Here is a 22,703-nt window from a genome sequence, read left to right on the forward strand (position 1 = left end):
TTCAACGTCGGCGCGGACATGGTCCCGGTGGAGCATCGCAGTCCTGCTGGGTCTTTTGATCGGCACCGCACTGCGGGCAGCGGAGTCGGTCGCTGGAATCAGCGGACGGATCGTGAGCGTGGACACGGGTCGCGGCGTGGCGGGCGCCGTCGTGCGACTCGCTGGCACGGACCAGACGGCCACCTCCGATCTGGAGGGCGGCTATCGCTTGGAGCAGGTCCCGGTCGGAGCCCGCGATCTTCAGGTCACGAAGGAAGGATTTCAGCCTGTGACGATTTCCGGGGTGACCGTCGCAATCAACACTGCCGCGCGAATCGACGTCGCGTTGACCACGGCGACGACGCAGCGCGATGCCGTCGTAAAGATGGAGGCGTTTTCCGTCTCCGCGGAAGTGATGCAAAATTCCGGTGTCGGCCTGCTGGGTGTGAGGCAGAAGGCCACCGGCGTAAGCGACGCGATCGGTTCAGATCAGATGAGCAAGCTCGGTTTCGGCACCGCCGCGGCGGCGATGAAGGCGGTCACCGGTGCCTCGGTGGTCGGCGGCAAATACGTTTACATCCGCGGCCTCGGCGAGCGCTACAGCTCCACCCTGGTCAACGGCGTCGAGGTGCCGAGCGCCGATCCGGACCGCCGGGCGGTGAACATGGACATGTTTCCGAGCGATCTGATCGATGCGATCGTGACGACGAAGACGTTCACGCCGGACCGGCCCGGAAATTTCACCGGCGGCAGCGTCGACCTGAAGACGAAGGAGTTCCCGGAGCAGTTCACGTTTTCCGTCTCGGCCTCGATCGCGAGCAACTCCCGGATCACCCGCCGCGACTTCCTCTCGACGGGAGGTGGCAGCAACACCTGGGGCCGCGACGACGGCGGGCGCAATCTCCCGGGCGAGCTGGCCGGGCAGCGGATGCCGCTCCGGTTTTCGAATCCCACGGTCGACGCGGAGATTGGCCGGCTGACGCGGGCGTTCAGTCCGGTGATTTCGCCGGGGATGAAGGACGCGCCCCTGAACCACAGTTTCGCGACTGCGCTCGGTGGCGTCACCACCCTGCTGGGACGCAAGCTCGGCTATGCCGCCAGTTTTTCGTACGATCGGAGCTTCGGCGGATACAGCAATGGCGTGCTCGGGCGTTACGAGCGGCAGGGCGTGAACTCGCCGTCGCTGGCGCCCCTCGTGCAGCTGACCGACACGCGCAGCGAGGACGACGCCTTGATCGGGACCCTGCTGAACCTGTCGTATCAATTCAGTCCGGATCACCAGATGAGCCTGAACTCGATGTTCAACCAGTCGGGCAACGATCTGGCCCGCCGGCAGAGCGGCATGAACGTGGCCGGCGGCGGCATCAGCGAGACCGAGATCTTCACCACGCGCACACTGCGCTACACCGAGCGCTCGCTCCGTTCGTTCCAGTTGTCCGGCAAACATCTCGTTCCCGCGCTGCGCGACACCCGCGTCAACTGGAGCATCACCGACGCGACGACCACGCAGGACGAACCGGATACACGCTACTTCAGCACCTTTCAAACCCCGGACGGCAGCCAGTTTTTCGAGGCCTCCGGTGTGCCGCGTCCGTCCCGCTATTTCCGCGACCTCGAGGAAACTCGCCGCGACTACTCGGCCGACGTGGCGGTGCCTTTCGGATCGTGGGAGGGACGCAGCGCGCAGTTCAAGGCGGGCGTGGCCATCGCGCGCACCGAACGCACGTTCAACGAGCGCCTGTTCGAATACAGCAGCACCGTGTTGCGCTACGATGGCAACGAGTCGCAGTTCCTGCGGGAGTCGCAGGTGGGCCAGGTCGATCCGGCGACGGGGCGGTTTCGCGGCGGCCAGCTCTATCTCGTCGAGACGAGTGCGGCGGGTAACAACTACCTGGGCGAGCAGGCGGTCGACGCCTGGTATGGCATGCTTGATGTTCCGGTCACCGGCGCGCTGCGGGTCATAGGTGGGGTGCGCCGTGAGTCGACGAAGCTCGATGTGCGCAGCCGGGATCCCCGCCGTCGGGCCGGTGTGCTCGATAACAACGACACCCTGCCGTCGCTCAACTTCGTCTATGCACTGACCGATCGCATGAACCTGCGGGCGGCAGTGACCAAGACGATCGCGCGGCCGAACTTCCGCGAAATCGCCGACTACACCTCATTCGAATTCGTCGGCGACTTTGTCTACATCGGCAATCCCAGCCTGCGCCGCACGACGATCAGGAATTACGATCTGCGCTGGGAGTGGTTTCCGCGCCGCGGAGAAATCGTGGCGGTGAGCCTTTTCCACAAGGCCATGACGGACCCGATCGAACGTGGCGTGTTCTCCGTCGTGAACAGCGGCGAGTTGCAGTTCCAGAACGCACCGCGCGGCGAGGTGCAGGGCGTCGAAATCGAACTGCGCAAGAACCTCGCGTTCCTTTCGGAGCGACTGCGCGGATTGTCCGGCGGGTTCAACTTCACGTACGTGAAGTCGGCGGTGGATATCACGCCCGCGGAGCTGACCTTCATCCGCTTTTATGAGCCGAACGCCGGCGGGACGAGGGAACTCACCGGCCAGTCGCCGTACATCTACAATCTCGATCTGACCTACAACAACGCGCGCTGGGGCACGACGGTGAGTGCCTACTACAATGTCTTCGGCGAGCGACTCTCGCAGGTGAGCCCGCCGGGCACGCCGAATGTGTTCGAGCAGCCGGCGCCGACGCTGGACCTCATTTGGAACCAGAAGCTTCGTGACCGGTGGAAGATCACGGTCAGCGCGAAGAATCTCCTGAATCGCGCCGCCGAGGAAACCTACACGTATCACGGCGTCGACTACCTGCGGTCCTCGCACCGGCGCGGTGTGACCACGTCGCTCGGCGTCACCTACACCTACTGACCCACCCACATCTCGGGCTGACGCAAACAGGTCCAGCCCGCGCTCTTTCCGTCAGTATCCGATTAGCAAACACACTGAAACGATGCATCACAGATTCTTGAAACTCCTCGCGGTCTTCTCCGCTCCAGCCGCGCTCCTTGCCGCCGATGTCGCCGTCAACGCGAACATCACGTCGAGCCGGACGTGGACCAAGGCCAACACCTACATTCTCGACGGGCGCGTCTTCGTCACCGACGGCGTCACGCTGACCATCGAGCCCGGCACGGTGATCAAGGGCAAGGTGCGCGCCGCGCAGGATGCGTCTGCGCTCGTGATCGCGCGCGGCGGCAAGATCAATGCCAGCGGCACCGCGTCCGAGCCGATCATCTTCACGGCGGAAGCGGACAATCTGAACGGCAATCTCGGCCAGAACGACCGCGGCCTCTGGGGCGGCGTCGTGTTGCTCGGACGCGCGCGGATCAACACCGCCTCCGGTCAGGGCAACATCGAGGGCATCCCGACGACGGAGCCGCTGGGCCTTTATGGCGGCACGGACGACGCGGACAGTTCCGGCACGTTCCGCTATGTGTCGATCCGTCACGCCGGATCGCTGCTCGGGCCGAACAACGAGCTCAATGGACTGACGATGGGTGCGGTCGGATCCGGCACGACGATTGAATACGTCGAGGTGTTTGCGAACGCCGACGACGGCTTCGAATGGTTTGGCGGCACGGTGAACTGCAAGTATCTCGTGAGCGCCTTCAACGACGACGACGGTTTCGACTGGGACGAGGGCTTCCGCGGCAAACTCCAGTTTCTTTTCCTGATCCAAGATCCTTCCGTCGGCAACCAGGCGTTCGAGTCGGATGGCGGCACCACGCCCGAGGACGGCACGCCGTACGCGTTGCCGCAGGTCTACAATGTGACGGCGATCGGTTCCGGCGCGACTGCCACCAACACGCTGAGTCTCGGACCGATCTTCCGCGACAACACCGGCGGTCGCATCTTCAATTCGATCTTCCACGACTTCCGCGGCTACGCGTTTCGGATCGAGACCGAGACGGCGCAGGCGCAGGACAGCGCGAAGCGGCTCGCGGCGGGCGACATCACGATCGCGAACAATCTCTTCGGCACCTTCGGTGCGGGTACGACCGACGCGCAGCTCTTCCTGAGCCCGAACGCGACGGCGGGCGGCGCGGCTCCGGCCACCAACTACACGGCGGAGCACATTCGTGCCGCGGCGCAGGCCAACCGCGTGAACACCGATCCCCTGTTCGTGGCCATCGATCGCACCAAGGGCGGATTGCTCGATCCGCGGCTGCGCGCGGGCAGTCCGGCGTTGCAGCTGGCGGCGACGCCGCCGAATGACGGCTTCTTCACACCGGCGAGTTATCTCGGGGCGTTCACGACGTCGGGCAACTGGGCGTACGCGTGGACGAAGCTCGGCCGCGATGGTTATTTCTCCCCGGCCAGTGCGCTCAGCGACACGGGTGGCGGCAGCACCGTCGTGGTGAACAGCGGCTCGACCAGCCGGTTGAGCAACATCGCCACGCGCACGACGCTGGCGGCCGGCGGCGTGGCGTTTCCCGGGTTCTTCATCAACGGCAACCAGTCGCAGACCGTCATGATTCGCGCGGTCGGCCCGGGACTCACGGCGCTCGGCGTGAGCAACGTGGTCGCCGATCCCGTGCTCGAGCTATACTCGGGCTCCGCGAAGATCGCGGAGAACGACGACTGGTCGGGCACGCAGGCGGTGCAGCTGGCGGCGCAGGTCGGTGCGTTTGCGCTGACGCCCGGCAGCCGCGACGCGGTGCTGCTCGCGACGCTCCCGCCTGGCGCCTACACGCTGCAGGTGCGCGGCAAGACCGGCGGCGGTGAAGTGATTGTAGAAGTGTACGAGATCGACTGAGGCGGGCGGAGGAAGGGATTGACCTGGACCGCGACCGCCCTCGGTCGCATCCGAAACCGTGCGACCGGGGGCGGTCGCGGTCCTAGGCTCAGTCTCCTCCAGCCCTCAACTCTCAGCCCTTCGCAGCAGTCCGCCGCCCTTCGCGCAGTCCGGCGGCGTAGGCTTCGAAGACGAGTTTGATCTCATCCCGCACGCGCCGGAACTGCGCGAGGATTTCCTCCTCGGTGCCGGTCGCGTGCGCGGGATCGTCGAAACCCCAGTGGTGGCGGTTCACCTGGCCCGGATACACCGGGCAGGCTTGATCCGCATTGCCGCACACCGTGATCACCGTGGTGATCGGGCGATCAAGAAACGTGTTCATGTGTTTCGACGTGTGCGCCGAGAGGTCGATCCCGATCTCCTTCAGTACCTGGACCGCTTTCGGGTGCACGTAGCCGGCGGGCTTCGATCCCGCGCTGTGGACTTCGATGAGATCACCGGCGGCGGCGCGCAGGATGCCCTCGGCCATGTGGCTGCGGCAGGAGTTGCCGGTGCAGAGAATGAGAACGTTGGGTTTCATGGAAAATTACGAGTGACGTCTGTGCCAGTACGGCTGCGCCCGGAAGGTGCACAGGAGGAAACGGAGAGAACGGAGACAGATTTTTCCTCTGTTGCCTCGGTTACCTCCTGTGAATGCATGGGCGTGGCTGCATCGAACGGCGTGCGATCCGCTTTCGCTAGGCAGCTGCAGTCCTTTGTTCGTACCACGTGCGGGAGCCGGTGCACAGGCGGCACACGGAGAGCATCACGGGCACCTCGACGAGGACGCCGACAATCGTGGCGAGCGCAGCGCCGGACGTCGGGCCGAAGAGCGTGATCGCCACGGCGACCGCGAGTTCGAAGAAGTTGCTCGCGCCGATCAGCGCGCCGGGCGTCGCCACGTTGTGCGGGACCTTGAAAGTGCGCATCAGCAGGTAGACCAGCCCGGCGTTGGAGTAGACCTGGATCAGGATCGGCACGGCGATCAGCAACACCGCGATCCAGTTCGTGAGAATGTTCTCCGCTTGGAACGCGAAGATGAGCGCGAGCGTGGCCAGGAGTGCGAAGATCGTGACCGGCTTGAACGCCGCGAGAAACCGGGTGTTGAACCACTCCGCGCCCATCGTGCGCAGGAGCAGCACGCGGCTGAGCCAGCCGGCGGCGAGGGGAATCACGATGAAGACGATCACCGACGTGAACAGCACCTGGTTCGGCACGACCACGCCGGTCACGCCGACGAGAAACATCACGATCGGCGCGAAGGCGAAGAGCATGATCAGGTCGTTGATCGCGACCTGCGCGAGCGTGTACGCGGAATCGCCGTCGGTCAGATAGCTCCAGACGAAGACCATCGCCGTGCAAGGCGCGGCGGCGAGGATGATGAGTCCGGCGGTGTAGTCCTTGGCCGCTTCGGGCGGAATCAGGCCAAGCCAGTCACCGAAGAGCACGCGCACGAAAAGCCAGCCGAGCAGCGCCATGCTGAACGGCTTCACCAGCCAGTTGACGACGAGCGTGATGATCAGGCCTTTGGGTCGCCGCGCTACGCCCGCGAGGCCGCCGAAGTCGATCTTCAGCATCATCGGGTAGATCATCATCCAGATGAGGACGGCGATCGGAATGTTGACGTGCGAGCCCGTGCCGAACTCCCAGCTGCTGAGTGTGGTGGTGACTCCGGGCAGGAGTTTTCCGACGGCGACGCCCACGACCATGCAGCCCAAAACCCACCACGTGAGATAGCGCTCGAAGAAATCGAGGCGTTTGACGGAGCCGTTGCTCATGCGAACATCGTCGGGCTTCAGTTGCAGCAGCCGGCGGGTCCGCAACCGCAGCCGCCGTCCGCGGCGCCGCTCTTCGGCGCGGGTGCGCCGCCGGACTTCAACACGCCGTAGCCGCCGAGAATCACCCGGCGTATCGGTTTCCCGGATTCGGGATGTTGCGTGAGGGGCGCGTCCTGCATGCTTTGCTTGAGCTCGAAGTACGTGGACTTCTCGCCGGGTTGTTGCGGGATGGTTTCGTAGACGTAGGTGGTCATGGCTTCAGGGGAAGGGGAAAAAGCTGGGCGAGGGCGTCGATGCCGACCGGCTCGGTGGCCAGCCAGGGCAGGGCTGCGGTACGGGTCGCATGGGTGGCGATGACCTCTTCGAAATACGGCAGCTCGCGGCGCGCGCGCTCGGCCAGCAAGGGATCGGACGTCGGCGTGAGCGCGAAGCTCTGGTTCACGATCCACGCAAAGGGCTCGATGGCGGCGCGACGCAGGTCGGCCTGCAGCGCAGCGGCTTCGTGCACCGGCGTGGCCTCGGGCAGCGTGACGAGAATGACGCGCGTGAACGCCGGGTCGCGCAGCCGGGGCAGCAGCTCGCGGACTTCCTCCGGCGCGGTGTCGCGCGACTGGCGTCCGAGCTCGCGATGATACGCCGCCGTGGCGTCGAGAAGCAGCAACGTGTGGCCCGTGGGTGCGGTGTCGAGGACGACGAAGCCTTCACGGCCCGCGGCGACGGTGCGGGCGAAGGCCCGGAACACCGCGATCTCCTCGGTGCAAGGCGAGCGCAGGTCCTCCTCGAGCAACGCGCGGCTGCTGGCGTCGAGGTTCGCGCCCTGGCTGGCCATCACCTGGTCGACGTAGGCCTTGGTTTCGATGGCGGGATCGATGCGGCTGACGGTGAGATTCGGCAGGCTGCCGGCGAGCGTGGCGGTGACGTGTGCGGCCGGGTCGGTGGTCGTGAGGTGCACGGCGTGACCTTCATGGGCCAACGCCACGGCGAGTGCGGCGGCCACGGTGGTTTTGCCCACGCCGCCCTTGCCCATCGTCATGATCACGCCATGGCCGGGCGCGGCCAGCGCCTCGAGGAGTTCCCCGACGCTGGCATGCGCTGGGATCGCGGCGTGACCGACGCCGGGAAGCGGAGGCGGTGCGGATTCGTCCAACAGGGTGCGCAGGGCGGCAAGACCGACGAGATTCTGGGGGCGGAGCGGCACGACGTAGTGCGGCAGCGTGGCAATGAAGGGGGCGGCCGCGGCGAGGGCGCGCTGGCCGCGTTGCTCCAAGGCGAGCGCGGTCGCATCCGTGCGATCGGAGGCTGAGAACACGGCGTTGATGACGAGCACCTGGCCGGTGACGCCCACGCCGCGCAGTTCCGTGGCGGTGCGCTCCGCTTCGCGCAAGGCCGCCGTTTGGGCGCGCGTCACGAGCACGACGCGCGTCGCCGTCGCATCCGTGAGCGTGCGCATCGCGTGTTCGTACACCGTGCGCTGGGCGTCGAGACCGGCGAGCGGGCCGAGGCACGAAGTCCCGGTCGTGTTGGCGTCGAGAAAACTCGTCCATGCCCGGGGCAGCAGCATGAGCCGGAGCGTATGGCCGGTGGGCGCCGTATCGAAAATCACGTGACGGTAGCCGGCGGTGGCGGCCGGGTCGCCGAGCAGCCGCGCGAATTCATCGAACGCGGCGATCTCCATCGTGCAGGCGCCGGAGAGTTGTTCCTCCATGCTGCGCAGGGCGGCGGGCGGGAGCAGGCCGCGCATGGGGCCGACGACCTTCTCGCGATACGCGTGCGCGGCGGCCTGCGGATCGATGTTGAGGGCGTCGAGTCCAGGCGCCCCGGATACGGCGCGCGCCTCGCGCGACAGCGGTGTCGCGAGCACCTCGTCGAGATTCGACGCCGGATCGGTGCTGACGAGCAGGACGCGATGATCGGGCCGCGCCAGCGCGACGGCGGTGGCGCAGGCGAGCGACGTTTTGCCGACACCGCCCTTGCCGGTGAAGAACAGGTGGCGAGGCGCCGTCGTGATCAGCTCGCTGATGGGCCGGGAGTTCATGGTCGGGAGGCGACGCCGACGTGATTCAGCCACTCCCCGCACTGTTCCGGAGTGGGGTAGGTTCCGCGCAACGCCAGTTCGCCGTCGACGAAGACGGCCGGCAGCGCCTCGATGCCGTGCTGATCGAGGAGGGCCTTGACCGCGGGATGCTGCACGAACGCGAGCGGCTGGTGGGCGAGATTGTAGCGATCCACGACGACGCCGGCCGCGCTGAGTTGGGCCAGCAGGCCGGCGAAGCGCGGCAGCGCCGGGTCGATGTCGGGCCCGCAGACGCCCGTCGAGCAACAGAGCGGGGGATCGAAAACCTGGAGATGTTTCATGAGGGGAGGTTGGCTCGGGGGAATTTCTGGCGGAAGGGGACGGGCCACGCTCAGCAGTCCTCGAAACGGCCCACGCAGCCCAGGACATCGAGGATGCAGCGCATGCGCAGCGTGTAGAATACCTGGGTGCCGCGGCGTTCGCTGCGGACCAGGCCGACCTGGCGCAGAACGGCGAGGTGGTTGGAGATCGTGGAGAGATCGCCGCCGACGAGCTCGTGCAGATCGTTGACGCATTTTTCGCCCCGCTCGAGCGCGGCGATCATGGCGAGCCGGCTCGGATGACCCAGCGACTTGAAGATCTCAGCCCCGCGTTGGATCGTTTCGGAGGATGTCGGATCGAGGGTGAGGGCGCGGCGTGTCATGTTACTTTGCCAAATGACAAAGTAAATGGAGTGAAGTCAAACGCGCCGGCAGGAAGTCCGGCAATCGTAACGTCGTCTAATGGTGCCGATGCTGCTGGCTGGCGGGGGTGCAGACGTCCCGCTTGAAGGTATCGGACTGCAGGTGGGACGCCTGCGCTCCTGGGGGCGCTCCCCTCGGACCCGGTTCAGCGCCGCTCCACGTCACGCGTTTCGCGCAGCGACATTTCCGGCGGCACAGCGCCCCCACGCTTGGGCACGCCGACGCGTTGCGAAAGGTAGATGCCCGAGTGGCCGCTGCAGTAATACGCGATGAAGCATGCGAGCGCGAAGTACACGGCGTGGTGCGCGCCGAAAAGTTCGAGGCCCATCACCGTGCAGGCGAGCGGTGTGTTCGTCGCCCCGGCGAAAACGGCGATGAAGCCGATGGCGGCGAAAAGATCGATCGGTGCGCCCAGCAGGACGCCAAGGGTGTGGCCGAGCGCGGCACCGATGAAAAAAAGCGGCGTGACTTCGCCGCCCTTGAAGCCGGCGGCCAGCGTGACGGCGGTGAACAGCACTTTCCACCACCAGCTCCACGGCGTCACTCCGCCGGGCACAAAGGCGGTTGCGAGCGAGATGCCATTCGCGTCCGGCGATGTCACGCTCAGGCCCAGATAGTCGCGGGTGCCGACGAGATAAACCAGGCCGATCACCAGAACGCCTCCGGCCGCGGGACGCAGCCAGGGCAGGGGAATGAAGCGCTCGTAGGTGGCCTGCAACGCATGCGTCAGTTCCGAAAACAGCCGGCTCACCAGACCAAACGCCACGGCGGCGATCACGACTTTACCCACGAGCCAGGCGTCCAGGTGAAGATGCGCCGTCGTGGTCGCATCGAACGCGATGCGGTACTGCGCGTGGGCGATGCCCCAGGCCGAACAGGTGACGTCGCCGACCACGCTTGCGACGAGCACCGGCAGCAGCGCGTCGTAGCGCATCCGTCCGATGACGAGCACTTCCAGCGCAAAAATCGCTCCAGTCACCGGCGTGCCGAATACGGATCCGAAGCCCGCGGCGACGCCGGCCATGAGCAGCACGCGCGTGTTCTCCGCGCCGAAGCGGCAGAGCCGCCCGTAGGCGCTCGCCAGACTGCCCGCCATCTGAATGGCGGTGCCCTCACGGCCGGCCGAGCCGCCGAACAGATGCGTCACGAGCGTGCCGGCGAGGATGAGCGGAGCCATGCGGGTCGGCACGCCGCCGCCGGGTGCATGGATTTGCTCGATGATCAGGTTGTTGCCGCCGGCGGCCGACCGGCCCACCGCGTGATAAACCCAGCCCACTGCGACGCCCGCGACTGGCAGCAGAAACAGCAGCCAGCCGTGCTGCCAGCGCAGCTCCGTCACGCGATCGAGCGACCATAGAAACAGCGCGCTCGCCGAGCCGCCGAGAATTCCGACGGGCACCACCAGCAGCGTCCAGCGCAGCAGTTGGGCGAGCGTTTCCGCGTGTTCCCGGTAGTCGAGAAGGCGCTTCATGGCGTCGAGACCAAGACCTGCGCTGGGTTTTGTTCACGCGCGTCGTGCGAGAACACGACCTGTTTCAAGGCCGGGTGCTGTTTGCCGCTGAAGGCTAGCCAGAGTGATAATGTCATGGTGATTCCTAGTGCGTTGCTTCGCAGTAGGAATCATCAGCGCTGACGTGCGTCAGGCGGTTTTCCCCGCGGGCGGGAGGGTAGAAATCCATTACCGTGGTCCGATTCAGGAGGGGCGACTGCGGGTTTCAACTCCTTTCCCGCGGAGCACGGCCCGTGGCGGCCCGGCTTCTTCCCGTTACTTCTTCGGCGGGTCGTTCAGTTTCTTGCCCATCTTGTCCACGGCCTTGCCGGTCACGCGCATCCGCCAGCCTTCGGGCGTGCGCTGAAACGTCATGCCTTCCTCCTTGGTCTTACCGTCGTCCTTTTGCAGCCGCAGGTTCACGAGCGCGTCGTCGCCGGCGGTGCTCTCGCCGATCACCTGCATGGCGCGAATGTCCACCTCCCGGGCCAGGAGCAGCGCGACGAGTTTCTCCGGGGTGTCGTACGTCTTCTTCAGTTCGGGCGACATCTGCAGGAGCATCGTTTCCGCTTTCTCGCGCGCCGCGGCATCGAGCGTGATCGACTTCGCCAGTTCCTGCACGTCGCCGCTGTCCGTCGCCCACAGCAGCGTCTCGGCTGCCTCCGAAGGGGTGTTGCGCCCGGCGTTTTTCCAGGCACCCGAGGGCGTCAGCTGCAAGGGCGCGACGCCGCCGGCGTTCGTGGCTGCAACGCGTGCGAGGGCCTGCGTGCGCGTTTTCAATTCGTTCAACTCACGGCGCAATCGGCCCAGCTCCACGCGTTCAGCCGTGCCAAGCGTGCCGGCCGTCGCGGGGGCGCCGGTTGCAACGAGTGACGGGGTGCGGCTGGCTCCATTCGACGGTTCACCGGGGCCGAGTTTTTCGTGCAGGGCCGCGAGATCGCGACGCAGCCCGGCGTTGATCTGCCATTGCACGAGAAAAGCCAGGCCCACGATGAGACCGATCGCGCCCACCAAGCCCAGCGTCAGCTTGTTGGAGTACATTGAACCCAGTGGGCTCCCTCCGGCGGAGTCATGTCAACCCGTGATTTGGCGGCCCGGTCGATGCCTCGCGGGCACGCGATCGACTCAGGAACGCTCGTCTGCGGCAGGAAAGGTCAGCGTTACCTTCGTCCCGCGACCCAGGGTGCTTTCAATCCGGGCGACTCCGCCGTGCAGCCGCATGATCGATTTTACGATCGCGAGGCCCAGACCGGCGCCGGTTGCTTCCGGCCCGCGTGTCCGATCCACCTGGTAGAAACGGTCGAACACTTTGGGCAGGTCTTCCGCGGCGATGCCGGCTCCGGTGTCGGTGACGGTGAGCGACACGGAGTGGTCGGACTCCGCGTGCGCGGCGAGCGTGATGACGCCTCGGGCCGGCGTGTGCTTGAGCGCATTTCCGAGCAGGTTGCTGAGGGCGCGCCGCACGAGCATGGGATCGCCCGTCAGCGATGCTTCGCCCTCGCAGGTGACGGTCACGTCCCGCTCTGCGGCGACGCCTTCGTAGAATTCCCGCACCGCATCCATTTCGTGGCGCACGGGAAACCGTACCCGTTCGAGGACGGCGTGCGGGTTGTCCGAGCGCGCGATGAACAGCAGCGCCTCGATCATGTGGGAGAGCCGCTCGAACTCCTCGAGACTCGAACCAAGAATCTGGTGGTATTCGGCCGGCGTGCGGGCGCGATTGAGTGCCACCTCGGTTTCGCCGCGCAGATTGTTGATCGGATTGCGCAGCGCGTGGGCGAGATCGGACGAAAACGCCGTGAGCCGGTTGAACGACTCCTCCAGCCGATCGAGCATCGCATCGAACGCCGTCGCCAGCTCGTGCAGCTCCGCCGGCCACTCGGTCGCGATCAGTCGGTCATTCAACTTGCTGGCGGTGATCGTCTGCGTCGCGCGGGTGATGTGGCGCAGCGGGCGCAGCCCGGCGCGGGTGATCAGAATTCCGGTGCCGGCGGCCAGCGCGATGCCGGCGGCGAGAGTCGCAAGGAGTTTCCAGCGATAGTCCGCCAGCAGGGAGTCATTGTGGCCGACATCCAGCGCGATTTGCAGAGTCCTGCGCTCGGTGGCCTGCGGTCCGGCACCGCTTGAGCCGGTGAGCACCAGATAAGAACGCCCGGAATTCAGCCGTCGGGTTGTGACGTGCGAGAGGCTGCTGACTGCCGCCGGCGGCTCGGGAAACAGGCTGGCGGGCAGCAGTCGCCCCATGTCGGGCGTTTCGAGGATGACGCGGCCGCGCGCGTCGAGCACCCGCAGGTAGTATTTGAGAACGGAGTTTGCCGCCGCCTCGTGCTCCACTTCGCTCGCCAGCGCCTCGGTTTTATCGCGGTGCTCTTCGAGCAGCAGGCGCATGACCTCGAGCTTGCCGGTGACCAACGCCCGGTCCTGGCGCGCAAGGCCGTCCTGCAGTCCGGTGTAGAGGTAGCCCGCGGCGAGAACGAGAATCGCGGCGGTCGAGCCGACGTAGAGCAGAGTCAGCCGGCCCGCGATGGACCAGGGGCGGCGCAGGAGAGCGGGCAGAGGCGGGCGCAGCGATTCAGGTGTCGTCGAGGACATAACCGACACCGCGAACGGTGCGAATCAGCTTGGGCTCGAACGCGTCGTCCACCTTGGCCCGCAGGCGGCGTACGGCGACGTCGACCACGTTCGTGTCGCTGTCGAAATGCATTTCCCAGACGAGCTCCGCCAGCAGTGTCCGGGAAAGTACTTCGCCTTTGCGGCGCGCCAGCAGCGAGACCAGGGCGAATTCCTTGGGAGTGAGATCGATCCGCTGGCCGCCGCGCGAGGCCCGGTGCCGCGGTAGATCCAGTTCCAGGTCCGCGACCCGCAGGGTCTCCGGCTGACGGTGCGGTCCGCGCCGCAGGATCGAGCGGACGCGCGCCAGCAATTCGGAGAACGCGAAAGGCTTCACCAGATAGTCGTCCGCTCCGAGCTCGAGGCCCTTCACGCGTTCGAGCACGGTGTCCCGGGCAGTGAGAAACAGCACGGGAGTCTGTCGGCCGGCGCGGCGCAGCGAACCCAGCACGGACCAGCCGTCGCGTCCCGGCAGGGTGACATCGAGCACGACAAGATCGTAGTCCTCGGTCAGCGCGAGATGCAGGCCGTCGTCGCCGTTATAGGCGGCATCGGCGACAAAGCCGCTTTCCGTAAGGCCCTTGTGAAGATAGTCGGCGGTCTTCCGCTCGTCTTCGACGATCAGAATGCGCATGACGGTGGACATAAGCGTGGGCCCGTTCAGGCCGCGATGAGGATTGTGCAGCCGCCGTTGCGAATCTCACCGCATTTATTGCGGTGAAACCGAGTGGGATCCCTCCAGAGAAAAGACCAGCACGGGATTCAGTCCGTGCTGGTCCGCCCAACCAACAACCGATGACCTAGATTCTCCACGCCACGTTCCTGGCGAAGAACTGCCAGGCGGGTTTGTCATTTGATGAACGACAAACCGCGCTGAAAGTCCGGGGAGATTTCGGGTGGATTTGACGGCGTGATCCTAGAAGCCCCAGGTGACTTGGGCGAAGAGACGTTGGTCGGAGTACTTCGTCGTGCCGGCCGTCGTGAGCGTGCCGCCGAGGTAGGTGTCTTTCACCGAGTACTCGATTTGCCAGCGGGCACCGCTCTTCATGGAGGAGTAGAGCAGGCCGTTGAGACCGACCAGGATCATCTTGCTCTCGTTGCGACCGAGGCTCGTGTTCGGGTCCAGGAAGTCGTAGCGGGCGAAGACGCCGAAACTATCCGTGAAGTTGTAATCCATCAGGCCGTAGTAGCCCTTGTTCTTGGCCTTTGCCTTCGTGGCGTTGACGGTTTCCTCGCCCATGAAATACGTGCCGACCAGCCGCCACTTGTCGCGAATGAAGCGACCCAGGAGACCCGTGCGGTAAAAGTCATTCCGGTAGAGCAGTGCCGTGCTGAAGTCCTGCTTGGTCGTGTAGTTTGAGAACTGTCCGTTGTAGTGGATGACGCCGACGCCCGACGCCTGCTCGTCGACGGTATAAAGTCCGGAGACGAACCAGTCCTTGTGACTGTCGGCATCGATGGAATTTGTCGTCGAGGTGTCCGATCCGTTCAGCAGGCCCGCCGCGACTTCGAAGTGTTTGGCATTGTATTGCACATCGATGCCCTGCTGCCGGCTGAAGGGCCGATAGGTGTTGCTGTTGCCGGCCAGGGCCTCGTTCAGCACGACGGCCCGCTGTTCGGCACTCCGGGCCCCCACGCCAAACGTGTGAAGGATCGAGGGAAGAATTTCGCCGGCGCGCACCGCGACAAACTGGCTGTCGGGCAGCGGGTGATTGTACTGGATGAAAGCTTCCGCGAGTTTTTTGCGCGAGGCGTCACCCTGCACGACGTTCGCTCCGGACGTGGAGCCCGTATTCTCGCTCAGGTAGAGTTCCGTGAAATACGAAAACCGGTTGTACAGGGCGCCGCCGGTGTAGAGGGAGAACGAGTGTTGCTCGAAGTTCGTGCTGGGCCGCTGGGTGTTGGCGTTGCCGGTCTTGGCGTCGTCGAGCCGGTCGTTGAAGAAGCGACCCTTCCAGATCAGGCTGAAGTAGTTGTCCCACGTCTGGATCTTGGCGTTGAACTTCGACGGGTCCGCGCGATGGCCGTTGCGAATGAAGTCGAGGCCGACATTGGTAAGCTGCCAGGTGGGCGTGGCGTGGCAGGTCGAGCAGGCGGTGGCCTCGGAGCGAGACCAGGCCGGGATGGCGAGCAGGGGCGCAGGCGCAAGCAGCACCAAGGCTGCGATGAGTTTAATCCGCGTGGTTTTCATTTTGGGTTTCGGTTGACTGGCAGGGGCGGCCTGTGGCCGTCGCGATCGTCGGACGATCGGTTTTCCTGCACACCGAGTATGCGCCCCGGCCCCGCACAATTTTGGGACAGCCGGATTACGATTTCGTAATCCAGACCCGCGGCGTGTCCGCGGCGCCTGCCTCCGGCTCGTTCATGCTGGCCGGGCGCCCGCGCGGGCCGCCGCGTTGCTCAGGAGCGCGCCTTGGTCCGGATCTCTCCGGTCAGTTCCTTCAACCTCGCCTCGACTTCGCGCAGCGCGCGTCGACCGGCGGCGGTGAGCCGGTACGGACAGGCCTCTTTCGCGGCTTTCTTCCGACTCGGGTTGCAGCACGCGAGCCAGCCGAGTTTCTCCATGCGCGCGAGCAGTGGATACAGCGTGCCCGGGCTCACCCGGTAGCCGTGCTCGCGGAGCTCCTCGATCATCCAGTGCCCGACGATGGGACCTTGCTGCGCGTGGTGCAGGATGTGCACCTTCCATAGCGGGCGGAGAATTTCGTTCTCCAGGGCTTGGTCGGGCATCGCTACCGCAGATCGATTACGGCCGCCGTAATGCCAGGCCGCCCGGAGCGGGGATGAAAATCTTCAGGGGCGGGCGGAGAATGTCTTGTCATCCGAAATGTTCGAGTAACCAATCCACTCTCGCTTCGTCAAAGCGCGGACCCACGTCAAGCCCCCCGCATGAATTTTCTTCAACTCGCCCTGCGTCGCCCCCTCTCGGTTGTCGTTCTCGTCATCGCGGTCGCGCTCGCCGCAGGTCTGGCGATTCAACGGATGTCCCGGGACATCTTTCCGCCGCTCGGTATTCCGACCATCTACGTGGCCCAGCCGTACGGCGGCATGGATCCCGCGCAGATGGAGGGGTACCTGACTTACCGCTACGAGTATCACTTCCTCTACATCTCCGGAATTGAACACGTGGAATCGAAGTCGATCCAGGGTGCTTCGATCATGAAGCTCCAGTTCCATCCGGGCACCGACATGTCGCAGGCGCTCTCGGAGACGATCGCCTACGTGAACCGTTCGCGGGCGTTCATGCCCGAGGGCACGCCCGCACCGTTCGTCACGCGTTTCGATGCCGGCAGCGTCGCGGTCGGCTACCTGGTTTTCTCGACGAACAATCCCAATCGCACGCTGAACGAAATGCAGGATCAGGCGCTCAATCGCGTGCGCCCGGCCTTCGCCACGCTCCCGGGCGTGTCGGCGCCGCCACCCTTCGGCGGCAGCTCGCGCGGCATCATCGTCAACGTGGACCCCGAGCGGATGCGGGCCTACGGCCTCTCCCCGGACGAGATCGTGAAGGCGCTGCTCGAGGGCAACAAGATCAGCCCCTCCGGCAACATGAACCTGGGGGACAAGTATCCGATCGTGGAGATGAACTCGATCGTGAAGAACCCGAAGGATCTCGAGGCGCTGATGCTGCGCCGCAACGACGACGGCGCAGTCTACGTGCGTGATGTCGCCACCATCGTCGACGGGGCCGACATCACGACGGCCCACGCGCTGGCGAACGGCCTGCGCACCGTGTACCTGCCGGTGACCAAGCGCAGCGATGCGTCGACGCTCGCCGTCGTCGATCTGGTGAAGAAGAACATCCCCGAATTTCAGAAGATCCTGCCCGACGACATCAAGGTCAGCTACGTGTTTGACCAGTCGCCGGTGGTGAACCGCTCGATCAACGACGTGCTGAAGGAAGGCGGCCTCGGCGCGATCCTCACCGGCCTGATGGTGCTGCTCTTCCTGCGCGACTGGCGCAGCGCGTTTGTCGTCGTGATCAACATTCCCCTGTCCCTGCTGGGCGCGGTGTTCGCGTTGTGGATCACGGGTGAAACGATTCACCTGATGACGCTCGGCGGCCTGGCGCTCGCGATCGGCATCCTCGTCGACGAATCGACGGTCGCCGTGGAAAACATCCACGCCCACATCGCCCGCGGCGCGTCGGTGTCCCGCGCCGCCCTCGACGGCACGAGGGAAACCGCGCTGCCGCGATTGCTCGCCATGCTTTGTATTCTGGCGGTGTTCATCCCCGCCTTCTTCATGGTGGGCGCGGCAAAGGCGCTCTTCGTGCCCATGGCGCTGGCGGTCGGGTTCTCGATGATCGCGTCCTACCTGCTGTCGAGCACGCTGGTGCCGATTCTCTCCGTGTGGCTCCTGCGCGGGCACTCGGCCGAGATTCATGATGCCTCGTTTTTCGCCAAGCTGCAGCGCGGCTACGCGGGCATCCTGCGGGGTGCCGTCGCCATGCGCTGGCCGCTCGCCCTCGTCTACCTCGTCGCCTGCGGCGCGATTGTGTGGATCTTTGGCGCGCGTCTCGGCACGGAGATTTTTCCCAAGACGGACAACGGTCAGTTTGCGCTTCGTCTGCGCGCCCCGAGCGGCACGCGCGTCGATCTGACCGAGGCGATCGCGAAAAAAGTGCTCGATACGATCGCCCGGGAAGCGGGTGGCGCGGACAAGATCGATGTCACGATCGGCATGGTGGGCGTGCACAATTCCAGCTTCCCGGTGAACCTCGTGCATCTCTGGAACGGCGGACCGGAAGAAGGCTGGCTGGCGATCCAGCTCAAGCCGCACACCGGCATTCGCATCGAGGAATTCAAGGAGAAGCTCCGGGCGGTGTTCGCCCGCGATCTGCCCGACGTGCGTTTTTCGTTCGAGCCGCAGGACATCGTTTCGCGGGTCATGAGCTTCGGCTCCTCCACTCCGGTGGAAATCGCCATCAGCGGCTCCCCGTTGCCGGTGTCCAAGGCGTACGCCGATCAAATCATCGAGAAGATGAAGGCGATTCCCTACCTGCGCGACATCCAGATCGCTCAGACCCTGGATTATCCGACCGTTGCGGTGAACGTGGATCGCGAACGCGCGGGCCAACTGGGCGTGCAGATGTCCGATGTCAGCCGTTCGCTCGTCGCCGCGACGACGTCCAGTCGTTTCACCACGCCGATTTACTGGGCGGATCCCGGTTCCGGCATCAGCTTCAGCCTCCAGGTCCAGATCCCGGAATCGAAAACCACCTCGATGGAGGACCTGGGCAACGTCCCCGTGGTTTCGAACCGCGGAGCGCCCGTGCTGTTGCGCAACATCGCGACGCTGGCTCCCGGGACGGCGGTCGGCACTTACGAACGCTACAACCTGGCGCGACTCGTCAGCATCACGGCCAACATCTACGGTTCCGATCTCGGCACGGCGACGCGCGCCATTCGCAAGGCGATCGCCGACGCCGGCCCGCTGCCCCAGCCCTCGACGAAAGTTGATCTCCGCGGTCAGGTGGTGCCCTTGGAACAACTGCTCGACGGTTTCCGGTCGGGCCTGATCATCGCGGTGATTGTCATCTTCCTGATGCTCTCGGCGAATTTCGAGTCGTTGCGGCTCGCCTTCGCCGTCGTCTCGACCGTGCCCGCGGTGCTCGCCGGCGTGGTGCTCGCGCTCTACTTCACCGGCACCACGCTCAACATCCAGTCGGCGATGGGTGCGATCATGTCGGTGGGCGTGGCCGTCGCCAATGCGATCCTGCTCGTGACCTTTGCCGAGCGCAGCCGGCTCCAAAGCAGCGACGCCCTCGCGGCGGCGGTGGAAGGCGGTCGCAGCCGGCTCCGGCCGATTCTCATGACGAGCTTCGCGATGATCGCCGGCATGCTCCCGCTGGCGCTGGGCCTGGGCGAGGGCGGCGACCAGACTGCACCGCTCGGCCGGGCGGTCGTCGGCGGACTGGCGCTCGCCACGCTTGCGACCCTTTTTGTCCTGCCCGCTTTCTTCGCCATTATCCGTCGTCGCGCCTCGACGCGGTCCGGCTCGCTCGATCCCGACGATCCCCTGAGCGGACACTTTCGTTCCCCCGTCGGCCACAACTGAGCCCGCCCCACCTTCAACTTTTTCGACCCGTATGAAAATCAGTTCTCTCACCCCTGTGACGCGACCGTTCGCCGTTTTCCTGCTCGCGTCCGCCGCGGGGTTGCCGGTGATCGCGCAGAACGCGCCCGCGCCCGCGGCGGTTCAAGTCACGTCGCCCCAGCGCGGCGATATCCACCGTTTTGTTACGCTCCCCGGCACGCTGCGCGCCAACCAGCAGGTGACGCTTCACGCCAAGGTGGCCGGCTATCTCAAGTCGATCGCCGTGGACAAGGGCGACACCGTGAAAGCCGGCCAGCTGCTCGCGGAAATCGAGATGCCCGAACTCGTGGCCGAGCGCGCCAAGTTCGACGCCGAGCTGCGTATCGCCAAACTGGAGTCGGAGCGCCTGGTGGCCGCGCGGGCGAAGGCCCCGGATTTGATCACGCCGGCTGCGACCGACACGGCCGAGAGCCGGCTGGCGCTGGCGCAGGCCGGGCTGGCGCATTACGAAACCCTGCTGCGTTACAGCAAGATTTCCGCGCCATTCGACGGTGTGGTCACGATGCGCTATGTTGACCCGGGCGCGTTCGTCCCCGCCGCCACCGCGAGTTCGAATCCCACCGCGGCCGCGATCGTCACGGTGATGGATTATTCCACCATCCGCGTGCGGGTGCCGGTCCCGGAAATCGAGTCGGCGCGGATTCAAGTGGGCCAGCCGGTGATCGTGACCACGGATTCGCTCCCCGGCCGGATGGTGCGCGGGACGGTGACGCGGAGCTCGGGCGCGCTGGATGAAGCGACGCGTTCGCTGCTCGTCGAGGCGGATGTGCCCAATGCCGACGGCACGCTCCGACCCGGCATGTACGTGCTGGCCAGAATCGGCGTCGAGAAGCACACGGGTGCCCTGCTCGTGCCGGCCGCGGCGCTGGTGCGGGAAAAGGCGGCGGGTTTCCTCTTCACGCTGGTTGACGGCAAGGCGGTGCGCGGGCCGGTCAAGTACGGCTTCAACGATGGCACCAACGTGGAGATTCTCGACGGCCTGGCCGAGAGCGCCCGCGTCATCATTCCCGGGAAAGCCGCATTGGTTTCAGGTCAGGCCGTGACCGCCACGGAGGTGAAATGAGTCTCATGCACCCCGCATCGTCACACGGTTCCGCTGGTCTCCGCGCCGGGGCGCTGGGCGTGGTCGTCTGCCTTTCGAGCTTCGCGTTGGCGGCACAGCCCGCGCCGACGACCCCGAGCACGATCGACCTGCCCACGGCGCTGCGCCTGGCCGGGGCCAAGAATCTCGACGTGGAAATCGCGCGTGAACGGGTGAGCGAAGCGCGCGCGGCGCATGATTCGGCGCGGGCGCGATTCTTCCCGTGGATCACGCCGTCGATTTCCGTGAAACGGCACGAGACGAACATTCAGAGCGTGGAGGGACGCATTCTCGATGCCGACAAGCAGTCACTGGCGGCGGGGATCCTGCTGACCGCGCAGGTGGATCTCGGAGAGACCTATTATCAGAATCTCGTGGCCCGCCAGGGAGTGCGTTCGAGCGAAGCTGCGCTGGCCGGCCGGCAACGCGAGGCGACCTTGCGCGCCGCGACGGCGTATTTCGAAATGATGCGCGCGCGCGCCGCGGTGATCGCCGCCGAGGAAGCGGCGCGGATTTCCACGCGTCATGCCGAACAAATCGGCGCAACCGCGGAAGCGGGACTGACGTTTGCGGGCGATGCCGCGCGCGTCCGGGCCGGTCGCGAACGGGCCGAACTGACCCTCGTGCGGGCGCGGGCCGATCAACGGGTCGCGGCGGCGCGCCTCGCGGAAATTCTCCGCCTTGATCCGACGGTGGAGCTGACGCCGGCCGATGGCGATCTGGCGCCGCTGTCTCTGGCGACGCCGGGTGACGATCTCGGAAGTTTGATTTCCCGCGCGCTGGCGGTGCGGCCTGAGCTCGACGAAGCGGCGGCGCGACTTGAAGTTGCGCGGACTCAGCGCCGGGCGGCGACCAAGGCGCCGCTCATTCCGACGGTGGGCGCGCAAGTTTCGCTGGGCGGGCTGGGCGGCGGACCCGCGGGTTCGACCCTGACGCGCGATTTCGACTACAGCGGCGACTATGGTATCGGCCTGAGCTGGCGCGTCGGTCCCGGCGGGCTGTTCGATCGGAATCGTCAGCGCGAGACGGAGTCGCGTGAGCGGCAGGTCGAGTTCGAGCAGGAGAAGGTGCGCGATCTCATCCGGCGCCAGGTGGTGGAACAGCAAGTGCGCCTGCGCTCGCTCGCCAGCCAGATCGAGTTGGCCCGCAAGACCCTCGACGCGGCTGATCAGACGGCACGCCTTTCGCGCCAACGCCGTGAGACCGGGGTGAGCGGGGCCTTGGAAGACCTTTTGGCGGAGGATGAACTCGCCCGGGCGCGACGTGACTACCTCGCCACCATTGCCGACTACAACATCGCCCAGTATGCCCTCCGTTTTGCCGTCGGTGATTAACGCGGTCGGTTGTGGTGTGACCGGCCTCCGCCTCGCGTGCGGGATGGCCTGCCTTCTGGCAACCGTGCCGCTCATGGGGCAGGGCGGCACCATGGACGGTGGGAACAGGATGAACGCGATGGGGGGCCGCGGATCGGCCGAGGCCTTCTTTGTCGATCTCACCACCTTTGATTTTGGCCGCATCCTGCCGGTTCCGCCCGAACCGGGTTCCCTGGCGGAACGGGCGGATCTCGAGACGGTGCTGCGGATACAAGCCAGGCGCACGCCCGCTGACGTCGAGTGGGCGGGAACGGTGATCAAGGGCGATGTGTTCAGTAGCAGCGACGTGGTCGGAAACCGTTTCAAGAAGGAGAGTCTGCCCGCGACGGCTGAGCTCTTCAGAAAACTCGATGCGGATGCCGCCGCGGTGAACAATGGCGCGAAAGCGGTGTTCAAACGCGACCGGCCTTTTACGGTCAGCGCCGACGTGATTCCCTGCGTGGCGAAGCCCGCGGGCTATTGCTATCCCAGCACGTACGCGGTCGAGGTTTTCGTGCGGGCGGGAGTTCTCGCCGAACTCTTTCCGGAGAAGCGGGCCGAACTATCGCGGCAGGCTCACGACCACGCGTGGGCGCGCGTCGTGGGCGGCGTCCATTTTCCCACCGACGTCATCGCCGGCCGGCTGCTCGCCGAGCGAATCCTCGCTGACGCGCTGAAGACTCCGGTGTTGCGCGCGGAATTGGAGAAGGTGCGGGCTGAGATCTCGCTGCGGGCGGGAAAATGACCGGCGGTGGCCGGTGACCGCCCGGT

General features: G+C 65.6%; 18 protein-coding genes and 1 riboswitch. Of the genes, 6 read left to right on the forward strand and 12 right to left on the reverse strand.

Features of this window, described 5'->3' with window-relative positions; translation table 11 throughout:
• Nucleotides 1-55 precede the first annotated feature (55 nt).
• Nucleotides 56-2,860: a TonB-dependent receptor domain-containing protein gene (locus ACLJEU_RS00375; protein ID WP_457795324.1), complete on the forward strand. Its 2,805-nt coding sequence runs from the start codon at nucleotides 56-58 to the stop codon at nucleotides 2,858-2,860.
• Nucleotides 2,861-2,942: 82 nt separating this feature from the next.
• Nucleotides 2,943-4,748: a hypothetical protein gene (locus ACLJEU_RS00380; RefSeq protein WP_414662524.1), complete on the forward strand. Its 1,806-nt coding sequence runs from the start codon at nucleotides 2,943-2,945 to the stop codon at nucleotides 4,746-4,748.
• Nucleotides 4,749-4,860: 112 nt separating this feature from the next.
• Here the strand turns inward: ACLJEU_RS00380 and ACLJEU_RS00385 are convergent, their stop codons facing one another.
• The 12 genes from ACLJEU_RS00385 to ACLJEU_RS00440 all read right to left on the reverse strand — a co-directional run bounded on the left by ACLJEU_RS00385 (nucleotide 4,861) and on the right by ACLJEU_RS00440 (nucleotide 16,130).
• Nucleotides 4,861-5,307, reverse strand: coding sequence for an arsenate reductase ArsC (locus tag ACLJEU_RS00385; RefSeq protein WP_414662525.1), 447 nt, complete (start codon nucleotides 5,305-5,307; stop codon nucleotides 4,861-4,863).
• A gap of 157 nt (nucleotides 5,308-5,464) precedes the next feature.
• Entirely contained in the window at nucleotides 5,465-6,544 is a 1,080-nt protein-coding gene (gene arsB / locus ACLJEU_RS00390) for an ACR3 family arsenite efflux transporter (RefSeq protein ID WP_414662526.1), read from the reverse strand.
• Between the two features lie 17 nt (nucleotides 6,545-6,561).
• Nucleotides 6,562-6,798 (reverse strand): FmdB family zinc ribbon protein, encoded by a 237-nt coding sequence (locus ACLJEU_RS00395; RefSeq protein ID WP_414662527.1) that lies wholly within the window; start codon nucleotides 6,796-6,798, stop codon nucleotides 6,562-6,564.
• Nucleotides 6,795-8,579, reverse strand: a complete 1,785-nt coding sequence (arsA, locus tag ACLJEU_RS00400; protein WP_414662528.1) for an arsenical pump-driving ATPase — start codon at nucleotides 8,577-8,579, stop codon at nucleotides 6,795-6,797. Before arsA ends, ACLJEU_RS00395 begins: the two co-directional genes overlap by 4 nt.
• A complete protein-coding gene (arsD, locus tag ACLJEU_RS00405) occupies nucleotides 8,576-8,899 on the reverse strand; it encodes an arsenite efflux transporter metallochaperone ArsD (RefSeq protein ID WP_414662529.1) in 324 nt (107 codons plus the stop codon). Before arsD ends, arsA begins: the two co-directional genes overlap by 4 nt.
• A gap of 50 nt (nucleotides 8,900-8,949) precedes the next feature.
• Complete coding sequence (locus tag ACLJEU_RS00410; protein WP_414662530.1) at nucleotides 8,950-9,261, reverse strand: ArsR/SmtB family transcription factor; 312 nt, start codon at nucleotides 9,259-9,261, stop codon at nucleotides 8,950-8,952.
• A gap of 185 nt (nucleotides 9,262-9,446) precedes the next feature.
• Nucleotides 9,447-10,772, reverse strand: coding sequence for a voltage-gated chloride channel family protein (locus ACLJEU_RS00415; RefSeq protein WP_414662531.1), 1,326 nt, complete (start codon nucleotides 10,770-10,772; stop codon nucleotides 9,447-9,449).
• 136 nt (nucleotides 10,773-10,908) lie between these two features.
• Nucleotides 10,909-10,993: riboswitch (Fluoride riboswitch) on the reverse strand.
• Nucleotides 10,994-11,066: 73 nt separating this feature from the next.
• Nucleotides 11,067-11,831: a nuclear transport factor 2 family protein gene (locus ACLJEU_RS00420; RefSeq protein WP_414662532.1), complete on the reverse strand. Its 765-nt coding sequence runs from the start codon at nucleotides 11,829-11,831 to the stop codon at nucleotides 11,067-11,069.
• An 84-nt stretch (nucleotides 11,832-11,915) separates the two neighbouring features.
• The gene (locus tag ACLJEU_RS00425) at nucleotides 11,916-13,382 is read right to left on the reverse strand and encodes a heavy metal sensor histidine kinase (RefSeq protein ID WP_414662533.1); all 1,467 of its coding nucleotides are present in this window, start codon (nucleotides 13,380-13,382) and stop codon (nucleotides 11,916-11,918) included.
• A complete protein-coding gene (locus tag ACLJEU_RS00430) occupies nucleotides 13,363-14,034 on the reverse strand; it encodes a heavy metal response regulator transcription factor (protein WP_414662632.1) in 672 nt (223 codons plus the stop codon). Before ACLJEU_RS00430 ends, ACLJEU_RS00425 begins: the two co-directional genes overlap by 20 nt.
• Nucleotides 14,035-14,316: 282 nt before the next feature.
• Nucleotides 14,317-15,591 (reverse strand): porin family protein, encoded by a 1,275-nt coding sequence (locus ACLJEU_RS00435; protein ID WP_414662534.1) that lies wholly within the window; start codon nucleotides 15,589-15,591, stop codon nucleotides 14,317-14,319.
• A 209-nt stretch (nucleotides 15,592-15,800) separates the two neighbouring features.
• Nucleotides 15,801-16,130, reverse strand: a complete 330-nt coding sequence (locus tag ACLJEU_RS00440) for a PadR family transcriptional regulator (RefSeq protein WP_414662535.1) — start codon at nucleotides 16,128-16,130, stop codon at nucleotides 15,801-15,803.
• Between the two features lie 159 nt (nucleotides 16,131-16,289).
• Between ACLJEU_RS00440 and ACLJEU_RS00445 the strand changes: the two genes are divergently transcribed.
• The 4 genes from ACLJEU_RS00445 to ACLJEU_RS00460 are packed head-to-tail and all read left to right on the forward strand — an operon-like array spanning nucleotide 16,290 to nucleotide 22,677.
• A complete protein-coding gene (locus ACLJEU_RS00445; protein ID WP_414662536.1) occupies nucleotides 16,290-19,460 on the forward strand; it encodes an efflux RND transporter permease subunit in 3,171 nt (1,056 codons plus the stop codon).
• A 31-nt stretch (nucleotides 19,461-19,491) separates the two neighbouring features.
• Nucleotides 19,492-20,562, forward strand: a complete 1,071-nt coding sequence (locus ACLJEU_RS00450) for an efflux RND transporter periplasmic adaptor subunit (RefSeq protein ID WP_414662537.1) — start codon at nucleotides 19,492-19,494, stop codon at nucleotides 20,560-20,562.
• Nucleotides 20,559-21,914, forward strand: coding sequence for a TolC family protein (locus ACLJEU_RS00455; RefSeq protein WP_457795325.1), 1,356 nt, complete (start codon nucleotides 20,559-20,561; stop codon nucleotides 21,912-21,914). Before ACLJEU_RS00450 ends, ACLJEU_RS00455 begins: the two co-directional genes overlap by 4 nt.
• A 43-nt stretch (nucleotides 21,915-21,957) precedes the next feature.
• On the forward strand, nucleotides 21,958-22,677 hold the full coding sequence (locus ACLJEU_RS00460; protein WP_414662539.1) for a phosphatase PAP2 family protein: 720 nt from the start codon (nucleotides 21,958-21,960) through the stop codon (nucleotides 22,675-22,677).
• Nucleotides 22,678-22,703: the final 26 nt, after the last annotated feature.

This window comes from Terrisphaera buseokensis (assembly GCF_047521145.2).
Taxonomy (GTDB): Bacteria; Verrucomicrobiota; Verrucomicrobiia; order Opitutales; family Opitutaceae; genus ER46.

Excerpts from the sequence above, each read along its gene's own strand:
- ACLJEU_RS00380 (WP_414662524.1), top strand. The coding sequence starts at position 2,943 with ATGCATCACAGATTCTTGAAACTCCTCGCGGTCTTCTCCGCTCCAGCC.
- ACLJEU_RS00385 (WP_414662525.1), bottom strand. The coding sequence starts at position 5,307 with ATGAAACCCAACGTTCTCATTCTCTGCACCGGCAACTCCTGCCGCAGC.
- arsB (WP_414662526.1), bottom strand. The coding sequence starts at position 6,544 with ATGAGCAACGGCTCCGTCAAACGCCTCGATTTCTTCGAGCGCTATCTC.
- ACLJEU_RS00395 (WP_414662527.1), bottom strand. The coding sequence starts at position 6,798 with ATGACCACCTACGTCTACGAAACCATCCCGCAACAACCCGGCGAGAAG.
- arsA (WP_414662528.1), bottom strand. The coding sequence starts at position 8,579 with ATGAACTCCCGGCCCATCAGCGAGCTGATCACGACGGCGCCTCGCCAC.
- arsD (WP_414662529.1), bottom strand. The coding sequence starts at position 8,899 with ATGAAACATCTCCAGGTTTTCGATCCCCCGCTCTGTTGCTCGACGGGC.
- ACLJEU_RS00410 (WP_414662530.1), bottom strand. The coding sequence starts at position 9,261 with ATGACACGCCGCGCCCTCACCCTCGATCCGACATCCTCCGAAACGATC.
- ACLJEU_RS00415 (WP_414662531.1), bottom strand. The coding sequence starts at position 10,772 with ATGAAGCGCCTTCTCGACTACCGGGAACACGCGGAAACGCTCGCCCAA.
- ACLJEU_RS00420 (WP_414662532.1), bottom strand. The coding sequence starts at position 11,831 with ATGTACTCCAACAAGCTGACGCTGGGCTTGGTGGGCGCGATCGGTCTC.
- ACLJEU_RS00425 (WP_414662533.1), bottom strand. The coding sequence starts at position 13,382 with ATGTCCTCGACGACACCTGAATCGCTGCGCCCGCCTCTGCCCGCTCTC.
- ACLJEU_RS00430 (WP_414662632.1), bottom strand. The coding sequence starts at position 14,034 with ATGCGCATTCTGATCGTCGAAGACGAGCGGAAGACCGCCGACTATCTT.
- ACLJEU_RS00435 (WP_414662534.1), bottom strand. The coding sequence starts at position 15,591 with ATGAAAACCACGCGGATTAAACTCATCGCAGCCTTGGTGCTGCTTGCG.
- ACLJEU_RS00440 (WP_414662535.1), bottom strand. The coding sequence starts at position 16,130 with ATGCCCGACCAAGCCCTGGAGAACGAAATTCTCCGCCCGCTATGGAAG.
- ACLJEU_RS00445 (WP_414662536.1), top strand. The coding sequence starts at position 16,290 with ATGAATTTTCTTCAACTCGCCCTGCGTCGCCCCCTCTCGGTTGTCGTT.
- ACLJEU_RS00450 (WP_414662537.1), top strand. The coding sequence starts at position 19,492 with ATGAAAATCAGTTCTCTCACCCCTGTGACGCGACCGTTCGCCGTTTTC.
- ACLJEU_RS00455 (WP_457795325.1), top strand. The coding sequence starts at position 20,559 with ATGAGTCTCATGCACCCCGCATCGTCACACGGTTCCGCTGGTCTCCGC.
- ACLJEU_RS00460 (WP_414662539.1), top strand. The coding sequence starts at position 21,958 with ATGGCCTGCCTTCTGGCAACCGTGCCGCTCATGGGGCAGGGCGGCACC.